Below are 24245 nucleotides of genomic sequence, written 5' to 3'. Positions count from 1 at the left end.
TGGCATGGTTGAATTATCTATTGCGTCTAAATAAAATCTTGGTATGATTCCTTTATGAATGTTAACGGCAAAAGCCCTCCGTTAATAAGTTGCACAATCTGATCCAAGTCTCTTTTATTCTGGTTATATTAATTAGCATCGAGAAGTTTTCCTAGATGGTGAAGAAGGGGATATCCTATGAAATTGCAGGCTGCTGGCAAAGCGAAGTGGTTCGTCTATCAGAAAATTGTCATCGTATTTATCGTATTTCTTGTTCCCCTCATTTCGATGAATATTTGGGTCAATTACAAGGGCATGTCGTTTTCGAAAAATACAATGTTGGATTCCGCCGAAGCGGGAGCATCCTTTTATGCGAAGCAGCTGGACAAGGAAATGTATTTTATTCGCAATCAGCAATTAGGCTTTATTAACGGTGAAGATTTGCAAAAGCTTAGCTTCAGGGGAGGAAGCCTTGGGAAATATGATGAAGTTAGACTCATTGAGCAAGTGAAGGATCGATTGAGCTTTCTTATGAATTCGAGCGAGTACGTACTTAATGCAGGCGTTTATATTGCTTCAGAGGGGAAAACCATCTCGATTTCGAATGGGGTTACCAATACGCCAAATGATGAATACGAGCTTATTTCCAAGCTTATAGGCGTTGCGATTAAGCCCTCTTTTTACCTAGATGGTGATCGGATCTTCTTTATTGAGACGGCAAATAATGATGGCATTTGGTCGTATATCGAAATCTCTAAAGTGAAGCTGCTGGAAGAGCTGCATACCATTACTACCCTTTATCAGGAGTCAGAGGTTTTGCTTGGGAGCGAAGGTTTGGGGAGTGTGTTTGCGACGACGCAAGATGAGCAAGCTATTTCTGTACAGCAACAGCTGGTTAAATTACCTAATGAGCAAGATGACAATATGTCCAAAATGGAGAAGGTAAACGGCATCCGTTATTTTGTTATCCATAATTTTGTAAGCTCTTTAAATCTGTCATTAATTATGTATGTGAATCAGAACGAAATCACTAGATCATTAAGCCAGTTTTATACGCTGTATTATCTGCTGTTCAGCATTACCATTATCATTCTTTTGCTTTATTCATTCTCCGTTAACGTCATGATCCATCGCCCATTGTCCAATCTAGGCAAGGCGTTTCGTATGATAGAAACAGATAATCTGAACTTAGTTATCGAATCCAAGACAAAGGATGAATTTCATTATTTATTTCAAAGCTTTAATCGGATGGCACATCGCTTGAAGGTTTCCATAAAGGAAAACTATGAACAAAAGATAGCGCTGCAGCACTCGGAATTAAAGCAGCTGCAATCTCAAATTAACCCTCATTTTTTATACAACAGCTTTTTTAACATTTATATGATGTGTAAGGTAGGCGATTCGGATAGTGCGGCGGAGCTCTCCCAAAAGCTGGGAAGCTATTATCAATACATTACAAGGAGCGGTTCTGATGAAGTGCTGCTTAACAAAGAATTTCAGCATGCGCTCGATTATTGTGAAATTCAATGTATTCGCTTTTCCAACCGCATTTCGTATGAATACACAGAGATTTCAGATCAATTGCATACCGTTTACGTTCCAAGACTTATCATTCAGCCGATCGTAGAGAATGTATTTGATCATGCCTTTGAAGATGGTACGATGAACGGAGTTGTCTATATTGGAGCCAGCTATCAGGATGATATCGTACGCATCACCGTAGAGGACAACGGCAGTTTATTAACAGATGATAAAATTGAGCAGTTGCAGGAGCAGCTTGCAGTCAAAACGAAACAGATTGAGAAAACGGGATTAATTAACGTCAGCAATCGGCTAAAATTAATTTATGGAGCGGACAGCGGCTTATTTGTCTCCCGAAGCCAATACGGCGGATTAAAAGTGGAGCTTATCATACATCTTGAGAATAAGGGGGCACAATAATGTACCGATTGTTAATCGTAGATGACGAGCCTGTCATTGTGAATGGCCTAGTGCAGCTTTTTCAGGGAAACAAAGACTTTGAGCTGGATATATGCAAAGCCTATTCCTCTGGTGAAGCGCTTGAAATAGCAAAAAAAACGAAACTGGATATTTTGATCAGCGATATTCGTATGCCTCAGAAGAATGGCCTGCAATTGGTGGATGAGATGGTATACTATTGGCCCGCATGCCGAGTCATTTTTCTTACAGGGTATAGCGAATTTGATTATGTATACGAAGCGTTAAAGAAAAACGTAGAAAACTATATTTTGAAAACAGAAGGCATTGAGCCTATTTTCCAAGCGGTAAAAGAGGTAATAGGTAAGCTTGAAGAAGAGAAAAGCGTTAAGCTGCAGCAGGAGAAGGCGCAAAGACATATTCAAATCGCCGAGCCTTATCTCAAAAAAGAAATGATGGAAGCTATGCTTGGCGGAGAGCCGCTTCCTTCTTTATTGACTGAGTCCATTTATGCAGAAGTGGAATTTGGCATTGCTGCTGAGCGCCCCGCTTTCTTCCTGGTAGGACAAGTGGATCGGCTTGAGGTTGAAAATTTAAAGGTGTTGGAATCGGTGCAACGGATTTTTGACAATCATTTGCCGGCTTCCATAGCTAGAGAGAAAGCTATCTACAATGGCAGCTCACTTCTATGGATTCTTCAAGCGGATGAGGAATTATTGGGACGTTTTCGAGGGAATGGGCCAGATGAGAATACGAAGGAGCAAGGCATCGCATCCTATATGAAAGGCATTCTTGAGCTTGTACAGAATGAATGTGTTGAGGTTCTCTCGGCTTCGGTTTCATTTGGCATTTCTGGAAATTTGTTAGGAAAGTGGGATACGCTCCATCATCAGGTGGAAGCTGTTCGTGCAATGATTCAGAAAAGAGCGGCATTTGGTCAAAAAATGGTTATTGTTGATTACGATAAATCGAATGCTTGTGAATCCGATATGAGCGGAGAGATGAAGCAAGAAGAATTTAAACAATTGCTTATTGAACAAATTCATCAATATGTTCATAACAATCTGTCCAAGGATGTGTCTCTAACGGCTATTGCGGACGAGGTGCATTTTAATCCATCCTATTTGTCTCGCTATTACAAGCAGATCACAGGACATAATCTATTAGAGTACATTCAATCTACAAAAATGACCGTTGCCATCGATCTGATGATGAATACTTCCTTGAAGTTAAATGAAATTGCGAGTAAGGCGGGTTTTGACTCGGCTTCGTATTTTACGACTTTTTTTAAAAAAATGACGGGTCTATCACCTCAAGAGTATCGAAATTCGCAATAAGTAAAAAATTCAAAAGCGATGTAAAAAAAGTGAAATTGAAACCGCTTTCCCTCTCGAAATATAATAAACACAGGGATCAGGGCTACTAACATTATCAAAAGGGGGAAGTGTTCCATATGAAAAATTATAAAACAATGAAGATGATTTTGTTGTTATCGCTGTCTGCTTCAGCCATTACAGCATGCTCCAGCCAAGGAAATGACAAAGGAAACACATCCACATCAAAACCGTCAACAGAGAACAACCAGACTGAAATCACTCCGCCAGATCCATTCGGTAAATACGCTGAACCGGTTACGGTTACAGAAGTGCTTGGATTTAATCCACCTGAGGATTCAAGAACGCCAAAAGGAATTACACCAGATCAAAATGCTTACTTTAAAGATTTAAAAGAGATGATGAACATTGACGTGAAATATAAATGGACCGTGCCTTCCAGCCAATTTGAACAAAAGTTCTCACTTGCGATGGCATCGGGCGACCTGCCTGATATTTTGGAGCTGGACCCGAAAAACTTCGAAAAGCTGAAAAAGCAAGATATGCTCGCTGATCTGACAGAAGCATATGAGCAATATGCATCGCCAACACTTAAGAAATATATGGAATCGGATGGCGGCTTTGCAATGAAGACTTATAACGCAGACGGCAAACAGCTGGCCATTCCAGCTTTTGAAGATCCATTCCTATCCACGCAATTGCTTTGGATTCGGAAGGATTGGCTGGATAATCTGAACTTACAAGCGCCTACGACAATCGATGAGCTGGAGAAGGTTGCAGAAGCATTTGTGAAAAACGATCCAGATCAAAACAAGCAAAATGATACTTATGGTATTTCATTGCAGAAAACATTGTTTTTCTGGGGCTTTGATGTAAGAGGATTATTTAACGGATTCGGAGCTTACCCATCCATTGGTGATGCTCAGACGGCTTGGATCAAAAATGGTGAAGATAAACTAATACCGGGCCTTATTCAACCTGAGGTGAAGACGGCGCTTAGCAAGCTGCAGTCTTGGTACCAAAATGGCATTCTCAATAAGGAGTTTGCGCTAAAGGATGAGAACAAAGCAGTAGAAGATCTTACTTCGGGCAAGGTAGGTATTTCCTACGGAGAATGGTGGTACCCGAACTGGCCGCTTAATTTAAATATTGACAAGGATCCGAAGGCTGAATGGATTGCTGTTCAAATTCCAGGGCTGGACGGTCCAGCAAAATCACTCGTTCCGAAAATTCGCGCTGGCAAGGTTTTCGCTGTAAACAAAAAAGCGAAAAATCCAGAAGCTGCAATTAAAATGATCAACTTCTATATCGAAATGGGCAATAAACAATATTTGGAGAAAAACAAAGCCGAGAATGGTTATGTATACAACTGGTTTAATCCACGTATCTACAACCCGGCTCAAATTGAAACCATCTATACAGAAGTAAACAAAGCACTCGACGCTAAACAAACTGAAATTACGCTGGATGACGAGAACTACAAGAATGTAGCGGATGTATTCAAAGCAGGAACCGATTTCCTCGCAGGCAATACAAAAGATGCTTCCAAAGGCGTCAATTGGGGTCAATATTACAGCCGTGCAGCAAAAGATGGCGGCTGGGGAACGACGCGTAAAATTAAAGAAAGCGGTGCGTTTGTAAACAATGAATTCTATGGCCTTCCTACAAAAACACAAGTAGAGAAAGGCGCTCAGCTGGATAAGCTCATGCAGGAATCCTTTACAAAGATCATTATGGGCGCTTCCATTGATGAATTTGATAAGTTCGTTGCAAGCTGGAAATCGCTAGGCGGCGATGATATTACAGCAGAAGTAAATGCATGGTACGGCGAGCAAGCGAAAAATTAAATCTTAAATCAATCAAAAGCGGGAGAGACGAGTCGAGGAGTCGACAACTCCTCCCGCTTTAAAATTAGCAGCTGGTTAGGAGGGTCATCTATGAGAACGCTGAAAAAAGAATATGTACTACATTTGATGTTACTGCCCGGTGTTATTGCTACATTGATCTATGCATACGGTCCTATGGCTGGCCTAGTGATGGCTTTTCAACAATTTGAACCATTATCCGGTTTTTTTAAATCTGAATTCGTAGGCTTTGACAATTTCCGTTACGTATTTGCGTTGCCGGATTTTGGTCAAGTGCTTTGGAATACGATCATTATTGCGATTTTCAAAATGATCCTGTTTTTGCTTGTTCCTCTTATTCTTGCGTTATTGCTAAATGAAGTGACAAGAAAATGGTTCTCAGGTTTCATTCAATCTGCCATCTTCCTTCCGTTCTTTCTGTCATGGACCGTGCTTGGCGGAGTCGTAATTGAATTGTTCTCGCTGAGCGGACCTGTTAATGGCTTATTAACCGAAATTGGATTTCAGCCGATTATGTTTATGCTCGACAATGACTGGTTCAGAGGCATTGTCATTGGATCAGATGTGTGGAAAGGCATGGGCTACAATATGATTGTTATGCTCGCTGCCATTGTAGGGATCAATGCAACGCTTTATGAAGCAGCAGAGGTTGACGGAGCAGGCAAATGGAAGCAAGTGATGCACATTACGCTTCCAGGCATTTCCCCGATACTCATTTTGCTAGGCGTATTAAGCTTAGGCGGAATTCTAAATGCTGGCTTCGAACAAATTCTAATTATGTATAACCCGACCGTTTATGAAGGCGCAGATATCATTGATACATTCGTTTATCGACTAGGGATGTTCAGCCAGCAATTCGGACCGGCAGCGGCAATCGGCCTCTTTAAATCGGTCATTTCATTAGGGTTAGTATCCATTACCTACTATGCGGCTTATAAACTTAACAACTACAGAATATTCTAGAACGGAGGTAATACAGTGATACACAAACCATCAATCAGTAGAAAGCTTTTTGTCGTATTCAATACGTTGTTGTTAACAGCTATCACGCTGCTTGGTATTATCCCGTTTATTCATTTACTTTCCATCTCACTTAGCTCAAATACGGCAGCGATGGCGGGAGAAGTTAAGCTTTGGCCTGTCGGCTTCTCCTTGGATGCCTATCAATACTTGGGAGAGAAGGTTGAGTTCTTCCGATCATTATGGGTATCCGTACAGCGGGTCGTGCTTGGGACGGCTGTTAATATGCTGCTTGTATTTATTACCGCTTTTCCGCTTGCGAAATCTAATCATCAGTTTAAATTTAGAACCCCTTATGTATGGTTCTTTGCGATAACGATGTTTTTTGGCGGCGGCTTGATTCCTACGTATATCATTGTCAAAGATACAGGCATCATTGATTCGATTTGGGCGCTCGTTTTGCCGGGTGCTTTGAATGTATGGAATATGGTGCTCATGCTGAATTTCTTCAGATCCATTCCCAGAGAACTGGATGAGGCAGCGATAATTGACGGTGCGGGACACTGGCGTGTGCTTTGGCAAATTTATTTGCCTGTATCGCTTCCATCGATCGCAACGATTGGCTTGTTCACGATTGTTGGGCATTGGAACTCATGGTTTGATGGCATTCTTTACTTGAATTCACCAGAAAAGTATCCGTTGCAAACGTATCTGTCTACATTAATTATGTCGATTAATGCCCAAATGTCTTCCATGTCTATTGAGCAGCTTAAAGTGATGGACAACTTAAGCGAGAAGACACTTCGAAATGCGCAAATTTTTATGGGTGCTTTGCCCATTATGCTCGTATATCCGTTCTTGCAAAAGTATTTTGTTAAAGGCATGACCGTAGGAAGCGTCAAGGAATAGATAGACTTACAACATCGAGGAGAGATTAATTATGAAAAAAGTTACGGTTGCCATAATTGGAGCGGGCTTGCGGGGTGTCAACTATTTGGAATATGCTCTTGCTCATCCCAATGAGCTGCAAGTTGTAGCTGTTGCAGAGCCGGTTGCAGAGCGCAGGAAGAGCTTCCAGGCTAGACATAACATTGCAGATAATATGTGTTTTGAGAACTGGGATGATTTTTTCGCTATGCCAAAACTAGCGGATGCCGTACTCATCTGCACGCAAGATAAACAGCATTTCGATCCGACAATGAAAGCACTTGAGGCAGGTTATCATGTGCTGCTTGAGAAGCCGATGTCTCCCGATGCCAAAGAATGTTTGCTTATGGGAGAAAAGGCGTCTCAGTTGAATCGAGTGTTTTCGATTTGTCATGTGCTTCGTTATACGAATTTCTTCTCTACCATTAAAGAATTATTAGAAAAAGAAACAATTGGTAAATTAATGTCTATCACGCATAATGAGAATGTAGGGTTCTGGCATCAAGCGCATAGCTTCGTAAGAGGAAATTGGAGCCGGAAAGAGGATTCCAGTCCAATGATTCTAGCGAAGTCCTGTCATGATCTGGACATCTTGCTCTGGTTGGCTGGTTCGGAATGCGTTCGTGTATCCTCCTTCGGATCACTCTCACATTTTACAGCCGATCAAGCGCCGGCAGGAGCGCCGTTACGCTGCTTAGACGGGTGTCCAGTGTCAGACGAATGTCTCTACTACGCGCCTAATTACTATTTAACAGAGGATACGAATTGGCCAACTTCGGCAATTAGTAATGATCTGAGCTATAGTGCGCGTTATAAGGCGCTTGAGGAAGGACCTTACGGCAGATGCGTCTATCATTGTGACAACGATGTTGTTGACCACCAGGTTGTGAATTTGGAGTTTGCGAATTCCGTCACTGCAGCATTTACGATGAGCGCATTTACTAGAGATGTCAGCCGCACAATCAAGCTTATGGGAACCAAAGGTGAAATCCGCGGCGCCATGGAGAAAAATGAAATTGAAGTGATCCATTTTGGCAGCGGCAAGATTGAGCGAATCTCATTTGAAGACATGGGAGGTCATGTTGGCCACGGCGGCGGTGATATGGGTTTACTCAAGGATTTCTTAAAGCTGGTAAGAGAAGATGGCAAGAGTGAGGGGCTTACCTCGGCAAGTCAATCCGTTCAAAGCCATTTAATGGCCTTCGCGGCGGAGCAATCTAGAGTGGATGGAAACAGCATCAATCTCAAAGATTTTGCAGAAAGCATTCTAATTTAAAGAGGTGCAAGATGTATGAATAATCCAGTTCAATTTGAGACGAAGTTACTAAGCTCGTTGACAAAAGTATTCGCAGATGAGACGCCAACCGAACAAGCCTTTCAAAGCGCTTCTGCGCTTTTCGGCGAAACCTACTCCTTCCAAGTCGCCTACACCTCAGATACTCTCTTAAAAAATATAAAAGTAAACATCGACTCCGACCTTGCAGAACGTATTTTGATTAGATCTGTTGGGCTGGCTCCTTCGGAGATGCCTTGTTTCCAAAATCCAGATGATAACGTCCTGCGCACGACACCGGGACTATATCCAGATCCATTATATGAGCTGAATCAACAATCCATTAATGCAGTACCCGAGCAGTGGCGTTCCATTTGGGTGAGCGTGGAGCTTGATGATTCTGTCGCTGCGGGTGTTCATTCCATTCAATTCTCCTTTCAATCAGAGGAAGGGGAGTCCTTAGCGGTATCCGATATATTTCAATTGACAGTCATCCCTGCGGCATTGCCCGCGCAGCAGTTAATTCACACGGAATGGTTTCATGTGGATTGTATTGCAACGCAGTATGGTGTCGAAGTCTTTAGTGAAGCGCATTGGACGCTTCTGGAACGTTATGTGGACGCGATGGTCAAGCACGGCATGAACATGGTATTGACGCCACTCTTTACGCCGCCGCTCGATACCCTTGTTGGAGGAGAACGTCCAACTGTCCAACTGGTGAAAGTTGATGTGGAGGGAGATACTTATACATTTGGCTTTGATCAGCTTACGCGGTGGGTAACGATGTGCAAGAAGCTGGACGTGAAGTACTTTGAGTTTTCACACTTGTTTACGCAATGGGGAGCAAAATGCGCTCCAAAGATTATGGGAACGGTACATGGAGAAGAGAAAAAGCTATTCGGCTGGGAGACGGATGCATCCTCTGAAGCTTATCGAAGCTTCTTGGATCAATTCCTGCCAAGTCTTGATCGCTACTTGAAAGAAAATGGACTGGATCAGCAAAGCTGGTTCCATATTTCGGATGAGCCGGACCTCAGTCAATTGGAATCCTATCAGGCTGCCAGCCAGATCGTGCGTAAGCATTTGTCTGATTATCCTATTATGGACGCGCTGTCTGATTTGGATATGTATGAGCGGGGTCTAGTGCAAAGACCGATTCCGGGAAACAATCATATCGAACCGTTTCTGGAGCATGGCGTTCCGGATTTATGGACCTATTATTGCTGTGCGCAGCATCAAGAAGTGTCCAATCGTTTTTTTAACATGCCTTCCTCTAGAAACCGGATTATTGGGCTTCAGTTGTATAAGTTTGGATTGAAGGGCTTTCTGCATTGGGGTTTTAATTTCTGGTATTCGCAGTACTCCATCGATCAGAAGCTGGATCCCTATCGGTCAACGGATGCAAAGCTTGCGTTTCCTTCGGGAGATTCCTTCTTGGTTTATCCTGGCGAAGAGGGGCCAATTGAGTCTATTCGCTTGGAAGTTCTCTATGAAGCGATGCAAGACTTGCGCGCACTCGAGCTGCTAGAGCAGAAAATTGGCAAAGAACAGACGATAAAGCTGTTGGAAGAGGGTTTGCAAGAACCATTGACGTTCTCTGTTTATCCAAAGGGCAGTGGGGAATGGCTGTTAGCGGCAAGAGAGAGAATCAATCTGGCTATAGCGAGTCATTATGCTTAATTAATGATTTAACTATTTTATAAGGCGGGAAATAAATGACTACATTTAATTATTCAGGATCTTCATTTTATTATAATGATCAGCCGATACGTCTCCTCTCAGGAGCTTTTCATTATTTCCGAACTGTACCTGAGCATTGGCAAGATCGACTTGCAAAATTAAAAGCCTGCGGGCTCAATACCGTGGAAACGTATGTCCCATGGAATCTTCATGAGCCGAAGAAAGGCCAATTTTATTTTGAAGGCATGGCGGATATCGTTCGTTTTATTGAGCTGGCTGGAGAAATCGGGCTGCATGTTATTGTTCGCCCGGCGCCTTATATTTGTGCGGAATGGGAATTTGGCGGATTGCCATCTTGGCTGCTGGCGGACCCTGATATGCGTCTGCGCTGCTACCATAAGCCGTTTCTAGATCATGTAGATGCTTATTATGATGTGCTGCTTCCGAAATTAAAACCACTCCTATGCACCAATGGCGGGCCGATCATCGCGATGCAGGTCGAGAATGAATATGGAAGCTACAGCAATGACAAACGCTACTTAATTCATCAAAAAGAAAGCATGATTGCTCGTGGAATAGACGTTCTGCTATTCACTTCCGATGGACCAGAAGATGCGATGCTGCAAGGCGGTATGATCGATGGTGTTCTGGCAACGGTGAATTTTGGGTCTCGGCCAGCAGAAGCGTTCGAGAAGCTTAAACAATATCAACCGGATGCGCCATTTATGTGTATGGAATATTGGAATGGTTGGTTTGATCATTGGGGGGAGGAGCATCATACCCGTCCCGCTGAGGATGTCGCAAGTGTGCTTGATGAAATGCTTAGTCTGAACGGGTCCGTTAATTTCTATATGTTCCATGGCGGAACAAACTTTGGTTTCTACAACGGAGCGAACGGCCATACGGCGGATAGCTATGAACCTACAGTGACTAGCTATGATTATGATGCCTTGCTAAATGAATCCGGTGAACCGACTGCTAAATATTATGCGGTGCGCGATATTATCTCCAAATATGTGGATGTACCTGCATGTGAATTGCCAGCTCCTATCGCTAAGAAAGCGTATGGACAAGTGGAAATGACCGAGCAAGCTTCATTAGCGGCTAATTTGGACAACATCTCTGCACCTATTTATACAGCATACCCTGAGACAATGGAAAAGCTGGGGCAGGATTACGGATTTATCCATTATCGTACGTTTATTAGCGGACCTCGTCCTAAAGATCAGTTTTTCTTGCAAGACGTGCATGACCGTGCACAAATTTTCCTTAACGGACAGCCGGCTGGTGTTCTGGACCGCGTTCATACCGATGTGAAGATAGAATTTGAAGTGCCTGCGGAAGGAGTAGAGGTCTCTATCCTTGTTGAGAATTTAGGCCGAGTTAATTACGGACCTTATATGAAAGACCGGAAAGGGATTACAGAAGGGGTACGTTTTGGACGCCAGTTCTTGTCGGATTGGACGACGTACACTTTACCGCTAACGGACTTATCGGGCCTGCAATTCGGGAGCATCACGGAACAAACAGGACCGAGCTTCTTCCGAGGAACTTTAATTGTGGATGAGCCATGTGATACTTTCCTCAGTCTGGAAGGGTGGATCAAAGGGGTCGTGTTCATCAATGGTTTCAATCTGGGTCGTTATTGGGATATTGGACCGCAGAAGAGATTGTATGTGCCAGGTCCATTATTGAAGCAAGGCGATAATGAGATTATTATCTTTGAATTGCATGGAACGACGGATAGCACCGTTAGCTTCTTGGATCAACCTGATTTAGGCTCTTAAAATAAGGCAACTATAAATTGAGGGCGTAGGCACAAATGTGCTTACGCCCTTATTCATGTTTCAACTTGAATTAGGGGGAGAGTAAATGAATTCTAAATTAGGATATAAAGAATCAGATCGATTATTAATTATTAATGCGGATGATTATGGAATAACATGGGGAACCAATGAGGCTATTCATACATTATTTCAACAGGCTGCCATTACCTCAACTTCAATAATGATTCCCTGCCGATCAGCCAAAGAAGCTTTAAGCAAGGGTGATATTCAGACTATCGAGCACGCCGGAATTCATTTGACATTATCAAGTTCAGAGCATCAAGGATATAAGCCTGTGTATCATGAGAATCCGCTCCACAGCCTTGTTACTTCAGCTAATGAATTCTTTACAGATATCGCATTTTTAGAGTCCAATGCTGATCTGGATGAGGTTAGGCTTGAAATGCGAGCTCAAATTACATATGCGATTTCTCAAGGGATTGATCCCACTCATCTTGACAGTCATGCAGGGAGTATCTTTGGTCTAAACACAGGACGTGATTTTTTGGATATAGCATTAGATTTATGCCAAGAGTATCAACTGCCCTTTAATTTGCCTAGAAGAATTCTAATGCAGCCGTTTATAAACGAAGAGCAAAAGGAGAGGTTTTCCGAACGAATTTCTTCAGCGGACAGGCGCGGTATTTTCCTCATTGATGATATCATTTCTCTTCCGTATTGCCTTAGCACAAATGCAGAGTACGAGACGGTGAAGGCGCAGTTTGTATCCATGATCAAAAACCTAAAACCTGGTATCACCCAGTTAACTGTTCATCCGTCTATCATTACTGAAGAACTGAAGCAATTAACAAACTGTTGTATGGAAAGGGAAATTGAATTCCGCTTACTCTGTGATTTGAATATAAAGCAGCTCTTCCTAAAGGAAAACATCAAGCTCATTTCGTGGAAGGACATTCGTGACCTACAACGTTCAATTAATGGGTAACAGCGTATTGTTTAACTCTGATCATTCCATAAATAAAGTTGAAGCCCGATAGCTTGGTTCACGAGTCTATCGGGCCTTATAATGAGATTATTTACAGTGTATATGAAGGAAGAAGAAGCAAACTAGATGCTGCTTATTCTAGTTCTGGCTGCGTTGTTTCTCTTGCATTTCCAAATAATTGCGCATCCTGCGCATATTCTCTGGTGCGTCCATAGGGTCAGCGGCTATCATTTCAATGATACAGAGTCTTCCTGTACATTCCCTCTCCGCTTGGATTATAGCCTGATCAAGCTCTCCATAGGTTCGTACTGTCACGGCAAACGCATCGCCTCCAAACACTTCGGCAAGCTTAGTGTATGACCATTGCGGAATTTTGTTATATTGTTGATTCTCTGTTTTGACATTTAAATATTTCTCGATTGTGTAACCATCGTTGTTCAAGATGAAGATAATAGGCTTGCATTTATAAAAGAGCATGGTGCTGATCTCTTGGGCTGTCAATTGTAAGGAGCCGTCACCTGTAAATAACAACACCCGCCGATCAGGTGCAGCGACGTTGGCACCGTATGCGGAAGGTGTGGCATAACCGATCGCCTCCCAGCCACCTTGCGCAATGTATGTTGCATTGCGCGGCAGTCTCACCTGCGCCATCCCGTTGTAAAACGTGCCGGTCTCGGCGACCACAATATCCCCCTCCTTCAGCATCTTTTGAAAACGTGGGTAATAAATGGCTGCAGTTAGTGGGTCACCGGCACTGCCAGTTATTTGGTCGTATGGGAATGTCGTTTTTCCCGCTAAACCTTGGCCTATGTATCCAATATTCTGCACCGCAAGCAGCATGTCGGCTGCGAACACATTCGGATATTCCGCTTCTGCGACCTTGACCATGTCCGGTTGAATATTGATTGTCACGAGCGGGTTTAGCTTCGCAGTGAAGTTCGCGGTATTATTGTCCGCCCATACCATGCCTACCGCAATGACACAGTCAGCATTTTCTACTGTGGTTTGGACTTCAGAACTTCCGAATGAACCTTCGTACATCCCAATATAATTCGGATGGGTTTCGTCAAATGCCCCCTTGCCGAACATCATTGTAGCAACAGGTACGTTCATCGCATCGGCTAGCTGCCGAACTGCTGTTACAAGGTCGAAACGCATGGTTTTGACATCAACCAAAATGACCGGCCGCTGGGCACGCCCCAGCAGTTGGCGGGCATGTTCCGTTGCTGCCTGAAGAGTTTTCAGATTGGATATTGGACGCGGGGGTATCGGCTCACTTCGTGTCATGATCGGCATGGTCACTAAATCATCAGCCACAACGAGGTACACTGGCTTTTTCTTCTCCTTCGCAATACGAATGGCGGCAGGAATTTCAATCTCAGCGTTTTCAGGTGTCAGTACTGCAGTATAAGCCGTAATCTGCTCGTACACTTTGTGGAAGACGTCAAAATTTCCATCCATTAGAGTGTGATGCATCAGCTTATGTTCCTTTTGATCCTTATCGGGAGGCGCACCTACTATATGAATTAGCGGCACATGCTCGCTGTTAGCTCCCGCTATCGCATTACAAGCACTAAGCTCTCCGACTCCGAAAGTCGTAATAAGAGCGGATATGCCTTTAACTCTTGCATAACCATCCGCCGCATAACCTGAATTTAATTCGTTCCGTCCACTCATAAACCGGATGCCATTATAGCGCTCCAGCGTATCCAATAGTGTAAAGTTATAGTCCCCAGCAACGCCAAAAATTTCGGTAATGCCCTCCAGCTGTAGACAATCGAACAAGTACTGGCCTACTGTTTTTTGAGTCGCGCCAGTTTGCAGGTTAGCGCTGCCAGCCGCTGTCATCGTTTTCATTTTCCGCTCACTCCAAATTCTTATCAGTCTTATCCTGTATAAGATTCCCATTTCATTGGACTGGTTATTCACAAAGGGTTTTTCTCGTATGCAGTGTGCATGTTGTAGCATGTTGTGTGATTGGTTTGGGCGTGAACCGATAGTATGGTGTAAATAAGCGCAGAAGTGCACTTGTTTTTAACGAATGAGATGAAAATGATGAAAATAGGAGTACAAATGCATCTAGTTGAGCAGATTTGAGAAGGAGTTGGTTAACTAAGTGCATTTATGCGCTTATATGAAGCCGCTGCTGACAGATGTGCTCATTTAGAGAGCATACTTTCAATCAGCTATTGTATTAAGAGATATCATCTTAGTATTCAAGTGATATTCTGCAATAGAGAGTTTAGGTGTAAGAACAGGCAACCAAAATTTAGTTTATTTTAGACAATTGCAATTGGTTGGCCACACGCCGAAATTTGATAAACGAAAAAACTCTCCACGGAATGATATAACCGAAAGCTACTAGCATGAATAAAGCTGTTTTACCTTGAGGATCCAAGTCGGACAATTCTTGACGCAGAGCAAACCGTATGAACACAATACCTATGAAAGCTGCGATAAATCCCCAGTTTTTCTTGGAATAAATCAAATTGTCTTCTCTCACTTCGTAATTAGTCGTCCAAATCAATGGGATGGAAAATATAACGCCAAGCCCGAAGGCTATTCCAAATGCCCAAGCCGGTTCATTCACGTTAGGGTTGAAGATTAAAGAAAGGCCAGGGATTATGAATAACAGAGGAATCAGTAATCGAATCCCGTTTCCACGTATAGGACGGTACATGCTTCTCGTCCTTCTCCACAAAACTAAAACGGCTATAAAAGTGATCATCATATAAAAAGTGTTTCCGTTCATTTTCTCGCTCACCTCATCGATTTGATGCTTTTATCTTAATTGTTTTGGCATGCCTTATTTAGTGATAAAGGTAATTTTCTTAATATGACGATAGTCATTTTATGGGGGTACTGGGAAGCCTTGTGTTTGATCGTTCTTTCATAAAACTAGATAAACCTCTTACTCTTCTTATTTTCATCACAGCTAAACCCACCTTTTCTCGAAAACTCGAATAGTAATTAATGTATATTTTAAGCATTTTAGGAAGTCTATGCATCTGAAAAGTCAACACTATTAAAATTTACAAATAATTTAAGCGCTTATACTTAAAATAATTAATGAATTCGTTTTTCTTATAGGAACGGGGAGAAAAAGTACGAAATAAGGAGAGAAATTTGAATTTGACAAGTAAATAGCTCTGAAATTCGCAGAAAAATCCTTGGAAGTGATTGACAGGACTTTCCTTACAGGATAAACTCTTTTTTGAAGATTAAAGCGTTTAAACTTTGAGACAGCGCAAAGTCGTCCTGGATGAGGGGGTGGAGCCAAGAGTGATTGTGAAAACCAAATATAAATGATAGCGCATTCAAAAAATGGACTTTTAGGTCATTCGTTTTCATTATGGAAAAGAAAAGAGGTTAAGTATATGCATAGCAGAAACAAACGGAAAAAATCATTTCATGTAATGACTTGTATATTATTAACGTTCATCATGTTGACAACCACTTTCTCCAACTTTGTTGCTGCCGCGGATGAACCAGCAGCTGTGAGTAACGGAGCAGAGAAGGTTGCGGAATGGATATTTCCGAATGAAGGGGATAATGGCATCTCCATAGCAACAGGCGGTGCTTACGGAGCGGCTTCCTTGTTCCAAAATGTCGGTGGAACGTTTGAATACTATAGCGGGAGCAACAAGGATCTTAGTTATCAAGGCTGGAGCGGTGATTTTAGCCAAAAATATTGGCTTGCTACGATCTCGACTAAAGGCTTTAAAAATTTAACCTTGTCATCGGAGCAAACTTCTTCCGGCTCCGGCCCGCGTGATTTTAAACTGCAGATGAGCACGGATCGGGCGTCATGGACGGATGTGCCAAACGCTGCGGTTAAAATGACAAAAGGAGTATATAGTTGCCCTCCTAACGATGAATGCAAATTGAAAAACGTTGCGATTCCAAGTGAAGCGAATGATCAGGAGCTTCTGTATCTTCGCTGGGTCGTTAGCTCGGGACAGAACACAAATGGCAATAGTGATGGAATTGGAGGCGGAGGCTCCAGCAAAATCAGAAACATTCTGGTTCAAGGAGAGCGTATAGATAACTCGGCCATTCCTGTACCGACTATTGATCTGGTTAAGCTTCCAAAGGACAAGGCTGAAAATGTATCGGTGGATGCGCCGTTGACCGTGAAGTTTAATAAGGCTATCTCTTTAGACACCGCATCTGCTGTAAGCATTGTCGACAATGAGAATAAACCATTAGCAGGTGTTTCACTTGAAGTTGTAGGTGGAAACACGCTTAAAATTAATCATCCGGAGTTTAGCTATGGCAAAACGTATACGATCTCTGTTCCGAAATCATTAATCAAAGGTACAGACGAAGTGACTCAGATTCGTGATTTGGCATGGAGCTTTAGCATACAACAATCGCCGTTCTTGCCGAAAATGATCAATATGACATTTAACGGTGATCCCAAGACGAGTATCGCTCTAGCATGGTATACCGATACGATGACAGACTCTGTCGTTCAAGTCGTTGAGGCTTCGAAAATGTCAGGGAATGTCTTCCCGGCAGATGGAGCAGTCAGCTATAAAGGAACGGCGGAGGAAATTGAAACCTTTATGACAGAAGCTGATCGTGATTCCAAAACCTTCACGAAATTCATTAGTCATAAAGCAATCGCAAGAGAGCTGAAACCAGGTACAGCTTATAAATTCCGAGTTGGCAATGGAGAAGAAGGCAGCTGGAGCTCGATTGGTTCATTTACAACGGATACAGCAGCTAACCAACCTTTCCGCTTTATTGCAGGATCGGATTCGCAGGCTTCTAATAAGTCTGATTTTGAACCGTGGGCAGATACGTTTAGGAAAGCAGTCGATTATATTGGCGATCCTAAATTTCTGATCAGTGCGGGCGATTTGGTCGACAATGGAGACTTGGAGGAGCAATGGCAGTGGATGCTGGGCTTAGCACAGGATTCTCTCACAAATGTTCCTTATGTGCCTGTACTTGGCGGTCATGAAGTGAATGATTATGACGGTGATGTAACGACGCCTAATAATAACTTCTATAACCACTTCAACTTGCCTAAGCAAACGGTAGCCGGTACGGATGAAGGTTCTGTTTATTCCTTCGAGTATGGCGACGCGCTCTTTATGGTATTCAATTCCCAATATGAAGGCGGACTTGCTGCGAATGGGAAAGATGTAGAATGGGCGGATAAAGAGTTCTGGGATCAAGTGAAATGGATGCAAAACACAGTAGCGAAAAGCGATAAGAAATGGAAGTTTGTCACTTTCCATAAAGGACCTTACGGAGCTGGCGACAATTCAGCGCAATGGGAAGATGAGCGGGTACAATTTTACAAAAAGTATCTTATTCCTGAATTTGACGAAATGGGAATCGATATGGTGTTCGAAGCCCATGATCATATGTATATGAGATCATTTCAAATGTTAAATGATGAGATCATTAAAGATTTTAAAATCGATGAGGAAGGCAATGCCATCGATCCTAAAGGGACAGTCTACCTGATGTCTAATGCGTTCGGAAATAAATTTTACGAAAAAAATAATCAGCATTATATTGATGAAAATGGGGATGCGCAAGAAGTAAAGGATGAGAACGGCAATCCCATTCCTTATGATGATTACTTTGCTGAGATTGACACTCAACCATTCAAGAAAATGTTTACGGATGTGTCTATTTCGGATAAAGTACTTGCTTTTACCGCATTCACAGCAGCTGTTGCAGACGAAAAAGCTGAAAATACAGTTGGCAAGGGATTGAAAGCTTATGATGATTACGGAATCAGAAGAACGGATACGAAGCCGGAGAAGGTAGAGAACGTCAAGGTGAAGGTGGAAGGGGATAAAGCGATTTTATCTTGGAAGAAGCCTTCTACAGGAACAGAACCGGTTAGAGGATTTAGAATTTACGAGAAGAACGACAAAGTAGCAGCACACTGGAGCGAATATATTTCGGTAACCGGCAATCAAACAGAATACAGCTTAGAAATTAAAGACATCAATTCGAATAAGAAATATGATTTTATCGTCAAGGCTGTTGGAACAAGAGACAACTCCGCTCCGGTGGAAGTCACAACGATTGAAAATGGTGCCGAGAATGAGCCGCCTTCAGCACCAACAAGCTTAACTGGAAAAGCCGTATCCCCTTATCAGAACGAATTGACTTGGGCGGCATCCTCTGGGAACATCATCGTGGCAGGTTATAATGTGTACCGTGATGGCGTGAAAGTTGGCGCAACATCAAGCTCAAAGCTATCCTATTCCGATACAGGTTTAGCTGCAAACAGCACTTATACGTATGAAGTGAAAGCAGTTAATCAAGAGGGACTAGAATCGCTTGCAAGTAATTCGATAAGCGTGAAGACGAAACCGGCTGCTGCGGGTGAAGGTCCGCTTAAAGCATTCCCTCAGCATACCGCTTATGCGGACGGCACAATTAAGCCAAATCATATTACGCAAGCTGATATGGATAATACCGTGTCAAGATTATATGACGAGTGGAAAACGAAATATTTGAAAGAGAATCCATATACCTCAGGTCAATATTATGTGTGGTATGCGGATGGAGACTGGTTTGAAGAGAATGAGATTACCGTTTCTGAAGCTCATGGCTACGGCATGCTGATCACTGCTCTAATGGCAGGCCATGATAAAGATGCGAAGAAGTATTTTGACGGCATGTATCGTTATTTCAGAGCACATCCAAGTGAAATAAATCCAGACCTCATGGCTTGGCAGCAAGCTGATAATGGTAAAGCAATTATTGACATTAACGGTGTGGATTCAGCTACAGATGGAGATATGGATATTGCTTATGCACTTCTTCTTGCGAGCGAGCAATGGGGAAATGATGGGGAAATTGATTATTTGGCTCAGGCTCGTAAAGTAATAAAAGCCATTATGGATAGTGAAGTCAACCAAAAGGATTGGGTATTAAGAATTGCCGATTGGGCAACTAGCGGCGAGTATGAAAATGCTACCCGTCCTTCGGATTTCATGCTGCAGCATATGAAGGATTTTGCTGTTGTTTCCGGCGATGGCCGTTGGAATCAGGTAGTCGACAAAACCTATAACGTGATGGAAAGCCTTTATAAAAATTTCAGTCCGAACGCTGGTCTGCTTCCAGACTTTGTCGTGAAGGATACTGACAGTGGAAGCTTTATACCTGCACCGCCGTTCTTCCTAGAATCAGATACGGACGGCGATTATAGCTACAACTCATCCCGTACACCATGGCGCATAGGCACAGACTATCTCATTACAGGGGAAAAACGTGCAAAAGATCAGTTAAGTACATTAAATGAGTGGATTCGTAAAAAGACGGATAACGATCCACAAAATATTTTGGCGGGCTATAAATTGGATGGCTCGGAAGCGATAGCTGATTATCAAGATATCACTTTCTCAGCTCCGCTAATGGTTAGTGCAATGATCGATTCATCCAATCAAGAATGGCTAAATAAGCTTTGGGATCATAATACGGCTGTTAAAACGGAAGATGATTTATATTTTGGCAATAATCTCCGTTTGCTCAGCATGATTGTCGTATCCGGCAACTGGTGGACACCAACTATCGTTGATACGGATGCGCCTACTGATCCATCGAATTTAAAAGCAGAAGCGGTTTCCAGCACTCAAATTAATTTGACATGGTCTGCTTCTACTGACAATTTGGGAGTAGCAGGCTACAAGGTTTTCCGCAATGGTATTGAGCTGGCAACAACAACAAGTACATCTTATAGTGATACAGGGTTAAGCTCGGAAACAGCTTACCAGTATTATGTCATCGCATTCGATCATGCGAATAATTTCTCCAAGGCAAGCAATGCGAGAAATATTACGACACCTAAAGCGCCAATCGGTGGTAATTCAGGCGGCGGCACTGGTATAACAGAGATTGTATCTACGAATGGCAAAGCAACAATACCAGCTGGTTACTCAGCAAAGGTGAGTTTAGGTGAGAAAATTAAAGTCACGATCCCAGCTGGAGCAACAGCTCAGGAAATTATGCTGACCATTGAAGAGCTGCTGGATACGGCTAAGCTTTTCTCGAAAGACGATATTCCTCTCAGCTCAGTCTTTGAAGTGTTGAAAAACAGTTCGGGTAAATTCAGCAAAAATGTAACACTCGTCTTTGAATTTAATTCATCGCTGCTTAAAGAGAATCAAACGGCAGCTGTATTCTACTTCGATGAGACGAGCAAGAAATGGGTATCTATTGGAGGCAAGATAAACGGTAATAAAATTGAAGTTGAAGTGGATCACTTTACGAAATTTGCTGTCATGGCAATAAATAAAAATCAACCGAACTTCAAGGATATTGATGGTCACTGGGCACAGCTGAATATCCAAAAGGCAGTGGCAGAAGGCTTTGTAAATGGTTATTCAGACGGCACATTTAAGCCGAATATTTCGGTAACACGTGCGGAGTTTGCAGTGATGATGATGCAAATGCTGAAGCCGCAAACAAGCGGAAGCGAGCTGCAATTTAAAGATAAGTCTGCTATTGGCGCGTGGGCGGTTAAGGCAGTAGCTCAGGCTGTTGAAGCTGGTATTCTTACAGGTTATGAGGATGGCAGCTTCCGTCCAAATGCAAGCATATCAAGAGCCGAGATGGTAGCTATGATCGCAAAAGTTACTGGCCTTGATGCAGATGCAACCGGCAAAACAGGCTTTGCTGATGACAGTGCTATACCTGCATGGGCTAAGAAGGCTGCGGAAACGGCGAAGAAGCAGGGAATTGTACAAGGACGCAGCGGTAATAAATTTGAGCCAACTGGCGTTGCTACCCGTGCTGAAGCGGTTACTGTGCTGCTGAAATTGAAAGAAGTTATGGGGAAATAATGTCTGAGCTTTACCGTCATTTATGCTTTGCAACGGAGCCGCCTTTTGAGGCGGCTCCGTTTTATTAAACAAACCTCCGATTTGTCTTCTTCCCATCACAGCTATACTTGCTCATTCTCAGTTGTATTTTCCTGCTTACTTTTACTCGCGCCCGGTGCACGAATCAGTAATATACCTAGAATGAACAAGGGTACAAAAATCGTGAAAATCGTAGCAAAGGGTGTCCAGTTTTTGGTGAGGAAGTCATTGACGGAAATCGTATTTGTGTAACATAACAGCGCTAGAGCGATCAAGCAAAATCCCATGGGAATGACATATGGCTTCGAATCCTTCAATTTGAATAGCTGGCAGAGCCCAATCAACGATGCATCAAACGTCAGCACAATCTTCATCACGATAGATAAAATCCAAATGAACATCATAATGCCTTCAATACGTTCAAGAAAATGGCCGATGTTAATATTTTTCGCCAGCACGTAGGCCGGAAATAATTGATTTGCGATGACGGCAGCTCCCATTACGCCTATACATCCCACAGTAATGATGATCAGTACAATTCCACCGCTTACGGTTCCCCATACAAAGCCTCGTCCTCTTTTTGCTGATTTCGCTACATAAGGATAAATCATGAGCAGCACAATCATTTCCTGAAATCCGGAAAAGGAGAAGCCAGCTTTTACAATGGGCTTAAAGCCATACTCCAGTATGGGTTCGAAGTCTAGAAATTCTAATTTCCATAACGGTTACCGAGACTGACATAAATGAGGACGCTTAGAGTGTTGAGTCCGATTCCTACTATGGCTGCGATCCAAGCATCCTGTTTCGCTACCAAAGTAAGCCCTGCAGGCGTAATGAGGATGGAGGTGCCAATCATGAAAAAAATGACTAATATCGTGAACGTGCGAACACTTAATGCTAAAATGAATGAGTACACAGTTCAAACATTTGATTCTATGACTAGCTTTAGTGATAATGAGAAGGTTAAAGCGAAATTCATACCTACTTTGCCGCTGTGAAGCGGGCATAATCTACTAAAAGAGGGTTAAACCAATGAATATTATAATCAGACCAGAAAACAATGAAGACGTTAACGAAATCTACCATGTCGTACAAAAAGCTTTTGAAAATGCTGACTATTCAGATCATGATGAGCATCACTTGGTAAACAGGCTTAGGCTTTCAGCGAACTATATTCCGGAGTTATCTCTTGTAGCTGAATACGAGGCCGAAATCGTGGGTCATATTCTTTTTACAGAAATAAAAGTAGGCAATCAGACGCTGATTGCTCTTGCACCTGTTGCTGTATTGCCAGAGATGCAAAGCAAGAGCATAGGGAAGCAGCTGATAATCGAAGGCCACAAAATCGCTGCACGGCTTGGTTATAAAGGTTCCATTGTTTTGGGTCATGAAAAGTATTATCCGAAGTTTGGTTATAAAAAAGCCAGTCAATATGGTATCGAAGCACCATTCGAGGTTTCTGACGATAACTTTATGGCATTGGAGCTTATTGATGCTGGACTTTCAGATGTCCATGGGGTTGTAGAATATGCTAAAGAGTTTTTTGAAAAGTAGATGATAAACGGGAGAGTGGAGCAACTGCTGCGGCAGTTGCTCCATTATTTATGTTTGCCAGTAATCGTCATGATGAAAATATGAGTTTTATGTTCAAAATATTCAATATGCACAAAATATTTCTAAATTATTTATAATTAGCCAAGTTGTTGGTACTATACTGTAGGAGGTGTTCGAAGCAGCGTACCGTTTTTTGTATCATTCAATCATAACTTATTAAGGAGATCAATTGATTTATGAGCACAAGTTTGACTAAATTACTCACAAGCGCAGCTATGCTAGTTCTACTAGCTTCAACTGTCGCTTATGCAGCACCAGCATCAAAATCCGAGAGCGAAGCACCGCATTGGAGCTATGATGGCAGCACTGGACCAGAGCGCTGGGCCCATCTTAATGCGGAATATGCTGCTTGCAGTGCTGGAGTGGAGCAATCACCAATCGATATACACAGCGACGAAGCAAATAAAAATGGCAAGAAAACGAAGGTGACCGTCCATTACAAACCAACCTCCTTTACCTTTGGCAATAGCGGACATACCATTCAAGCCAATACATCTTCAGCTGCCAATCAGTTGACAATAGGCGATACTAAGTACACATTGGCTCAATTCCATTTCCATACACCGAGTGAGCATTTAATAGACGGAAAAGCATCCCCCTTGGAGCTGCACTTTGTACATAAGAGCAAGACTGGAAATCTAGCTGTGTTAGGCGTACTTATTAAGGAGGGTAAAGGAAACCCGGCCTTGACGGAAATTTGGTCCAAGCTGCCCAAAACAAAGACAGCTGCTGATTTTATTTTGAAAAACAAAATTGATCTCAGCAAGCTTCTTCCTAGTGATCTGGACGCTTATCGCTACCAAGGATCACTGACGACTCCGCCTTGTTCCGAGGGCGTGAAGTGGACTATTCTAGAGAAGCCTATCGAAATGTCGAAAGCTCAAATAAAAGCATTTCAAGCCATATTCCCTGATAATCATCGTCCTGTTCAATCCCAAAATAAACGTACCATTGCTGAAATAGAAGTAAAAGCAATTTAATATAGGAGAACAATGTAAGTATCCTAATATGCTGCAATTACGAAAACAAATTTAGGTCTTTAAACACAAAAAATGGTAATATATAC

Annotated in this window: 15 protein-coding genes and 1 pseudogene; 13 read left to right on the top strand and 3 right to left on the bottom strand. The window is 42.6% G+C overall.

Going from position 1 to position 24245, the window contains the following annotated elements:
• Positions 1-177 precede the first annotated feature (177 nt).
• From MHH56_RS24855 to MHH56_RS24815, 9 genes are all read left to right on the top strand, one after another.
• On the top strand, positions 178-1920 hold the full coding sequence (locus MHH56_RS24855; RefSeq protein WP_339204340.1) for a histidine kinase: 1743 nt from the start codon (positions 178-180) through the stop codon (positions 1918-1920).
• The gene (locus MHH56_RS24850; protein ID WP_339204339.1) at positions 1920-3254 is read left to right on the top strand and encodes a helix-turn-helix domain-containing protein; all 1335 of its coding nucleotides are present in this window, start codon (positions 1920-1922) and stop codon (positions 3252-3254) included. Before MHH56_RS24855 ends, MHH56_RS24850 begins: the two co-directional genes overlap by 1 nt.
• A gap of 116 nt (positions 3255-3370) precedes the next feature.
• The gene (locus tag MHH56_RS24845) at positions 3371-5098 is read left to right on the top strand and encodes an extracellular solute-binding protein (RefSeq protein WP_339204338.1); all 1728 of its coding nucleotides are present in this window, start codon (positions 3371-3373) and stop codon (positions 5096-5098) included.
• Between the two features lie 90 nt (positions 5099-5188).
• Positions 5189-6079 carry an ABC transporter permease subunit gene (locus tag MHH56_RS24840; RefSeq protein ID WP_076267643.1) on the top strand — a complete coding sequence of 297 codons (891 nt, stop codon included), beginning with the start codon at positions 5189-5191 and terminating at the stop codon, positions 6077-6079.
• Positions 6080-6097: 18 nt separating this feature from the next.
• Positions 6098-6985: a carbohydrate ABC transporter permease gene (locus MHH56_RS24835; protein ID WP_339209725.1), complete on the top strand. Its 888-nt coding sequence runs from the start codon at positions 6098-6100 to the stop codon at positions 6983-6985.
• 31 nt (positions 6986-7016) lie between these two features.
• Positions 7017-8279 (top strand): Gfo/Idh/MocA family oxidoreductase, encoded by a 1263-nt coding sequence (locus MHH56_RS24830; RefSeq protein WP_339204337.1) that lies wholly within the window; start codon positions 7017-7019, stop codon positions 8277-8279.
• Positions 8280-8294: 15 nt separating this feature from the next.
• Positions 8295-9956: a DUF4091 domain-containing protein gene (locus MHH56_RS24825; protein WP_339204336.1), complete on the top strand. Its 1662-nt coding sequence runs from the start codon at positions 8295-8297 to the stop codon at positions 9954-9956.
• A gap of 35 nt (positions 9957-9991) precedes the next feature.
• On the top strand, positions 9992-11743 hold the full coding sequence (locus MHH56_RS24820) for a beta-galactosidase family protein (protein ID WP_339204334.1): 1752 nt from the start codon (positions 9992-9994) through the stop codon (positions 11741-11743).
• Positions 11744-11828: 85 nt separating this feature from the next.
• Positions 11829-12728, top strand: a complete 900-nt coding sequence (locus MHH56_RS24815) for a polysaccharide deacetylase family protein (protein ID WP_339204333.1) — start codon at positions 11829-11831, stop codon at positions 12726-12728.
• Between the two features lie 138 nt (positions 12729-12866).
• Here the strand turns inward: MHH56_RS24815 and MHH56_RS24810 are convergent, their stop codons facing one another.
• Both MHH56_RS24810 and MHH56_RS24805 read right to left on the bottom strand, forming a co-directional pair.
• A complete protein-coding gene (locus MHH56_RS24810) occupies positions 12867-14585 on the bottom strand; it encodes a thiamine pyrophosphate-binding protein (RefSeq protein WP_339204332.1) in 1719 nt (572 codons plus the stop codon).
• 412 nt (positions 14586-14997) lie between these two features.
• Complete coding sequence (locus MHH56_RS24805; RefSeq protein WP_339204331.1) at positions 14998-15480, bottom strand: cytochrome c biogenesis protein CcdC; 483 nt, start codon at positions 15478-15480, stop codon at positions 14998-15000.
• A gap of 625 nt (positions 15481-16105) precedes the next feature.
• Here MHH56_RS24805 and MHH56_RS24800 point away from each other — a divergent pair.
• Positions 16106-21547, top strand: a complete 5442-nt coding sequence (locus MHH56_RS24800) for a glycosyl hydrolase family 8 (RefSeq protein ID WP_339204330.1) — start codon at positions 16106-16108, stop codon at positions 21545-21547.
• Between the two features lie 101 nt (positions 21548-21648).
• Here the strand turns inward: MHH56_RS24800 and MHH56_RS24795 are convergent.
• Positions 21649-22263: pseudogene (locus tag MHH56_RS24795) on the bottom strand (GerAB/ArcD/ProY family transporter); the annotation flags it as partial.
• A gap of 156 nt (positions 22264-22419) precedes the next feature.
• Here MHH56_RS24795 and MHH56_RS24790 point away from each other — a divergent pair.
• The 3 genes from MHH56_RS24790 to MHH56_RS24780 all read left to right on the top strand — a co-directional run bounded on the left by MHH56_RS24790 (position 22420) and on the right by MHH56_RS24780 (position 24159).
• Entirely contained in the window at positions 22420-22563 is a 144-nt protein-coding gene (locus MHH56_RS24790) for a hypothetical protein (protein WP_339204329.1), read from the top strand.
• Positions 22564-22597: 34 nt separating this feature from the next.
• Positions 22598-23119, top strand: a complete 522-nt coding sequence (locus MHH56_RS24785) for an N-acetyltransferase (RefSeq protein ID WP_339204328.1) — start codon at positions 22598-22600, stop codon at positions 23117-23119.
• A gap of 236 nt (positions 23120-23355) precedes the next feature.
• Positions 23356-24159, top strand: a complete 804-nt coding sequence (locus MHH56_RS24780; protein WP_339204327.1) for a carbonic anhydrase family protein — start codon at positions 23356-23358, stop codon at positions 24157-24159.
• The last annotated feature ends 86 nt before the right edge of the window (positions 24160-24245 follow it).

It is taken from the genome of Paenibacillus sp. FSL K6-3182, from assembly GCF_037976325.1.
Taxonomy (GTDB): domain Bacteria; phylum Bacillota; class Bacilli; order Paenibacillales; family Paenibacillaceae; genus Pristimantibacillus.
The sequence above is the reverse complement of the archived record's forward strand: the minus strand, read 5'-3'. Positions and strand labels throughout refer to the sequence as shown.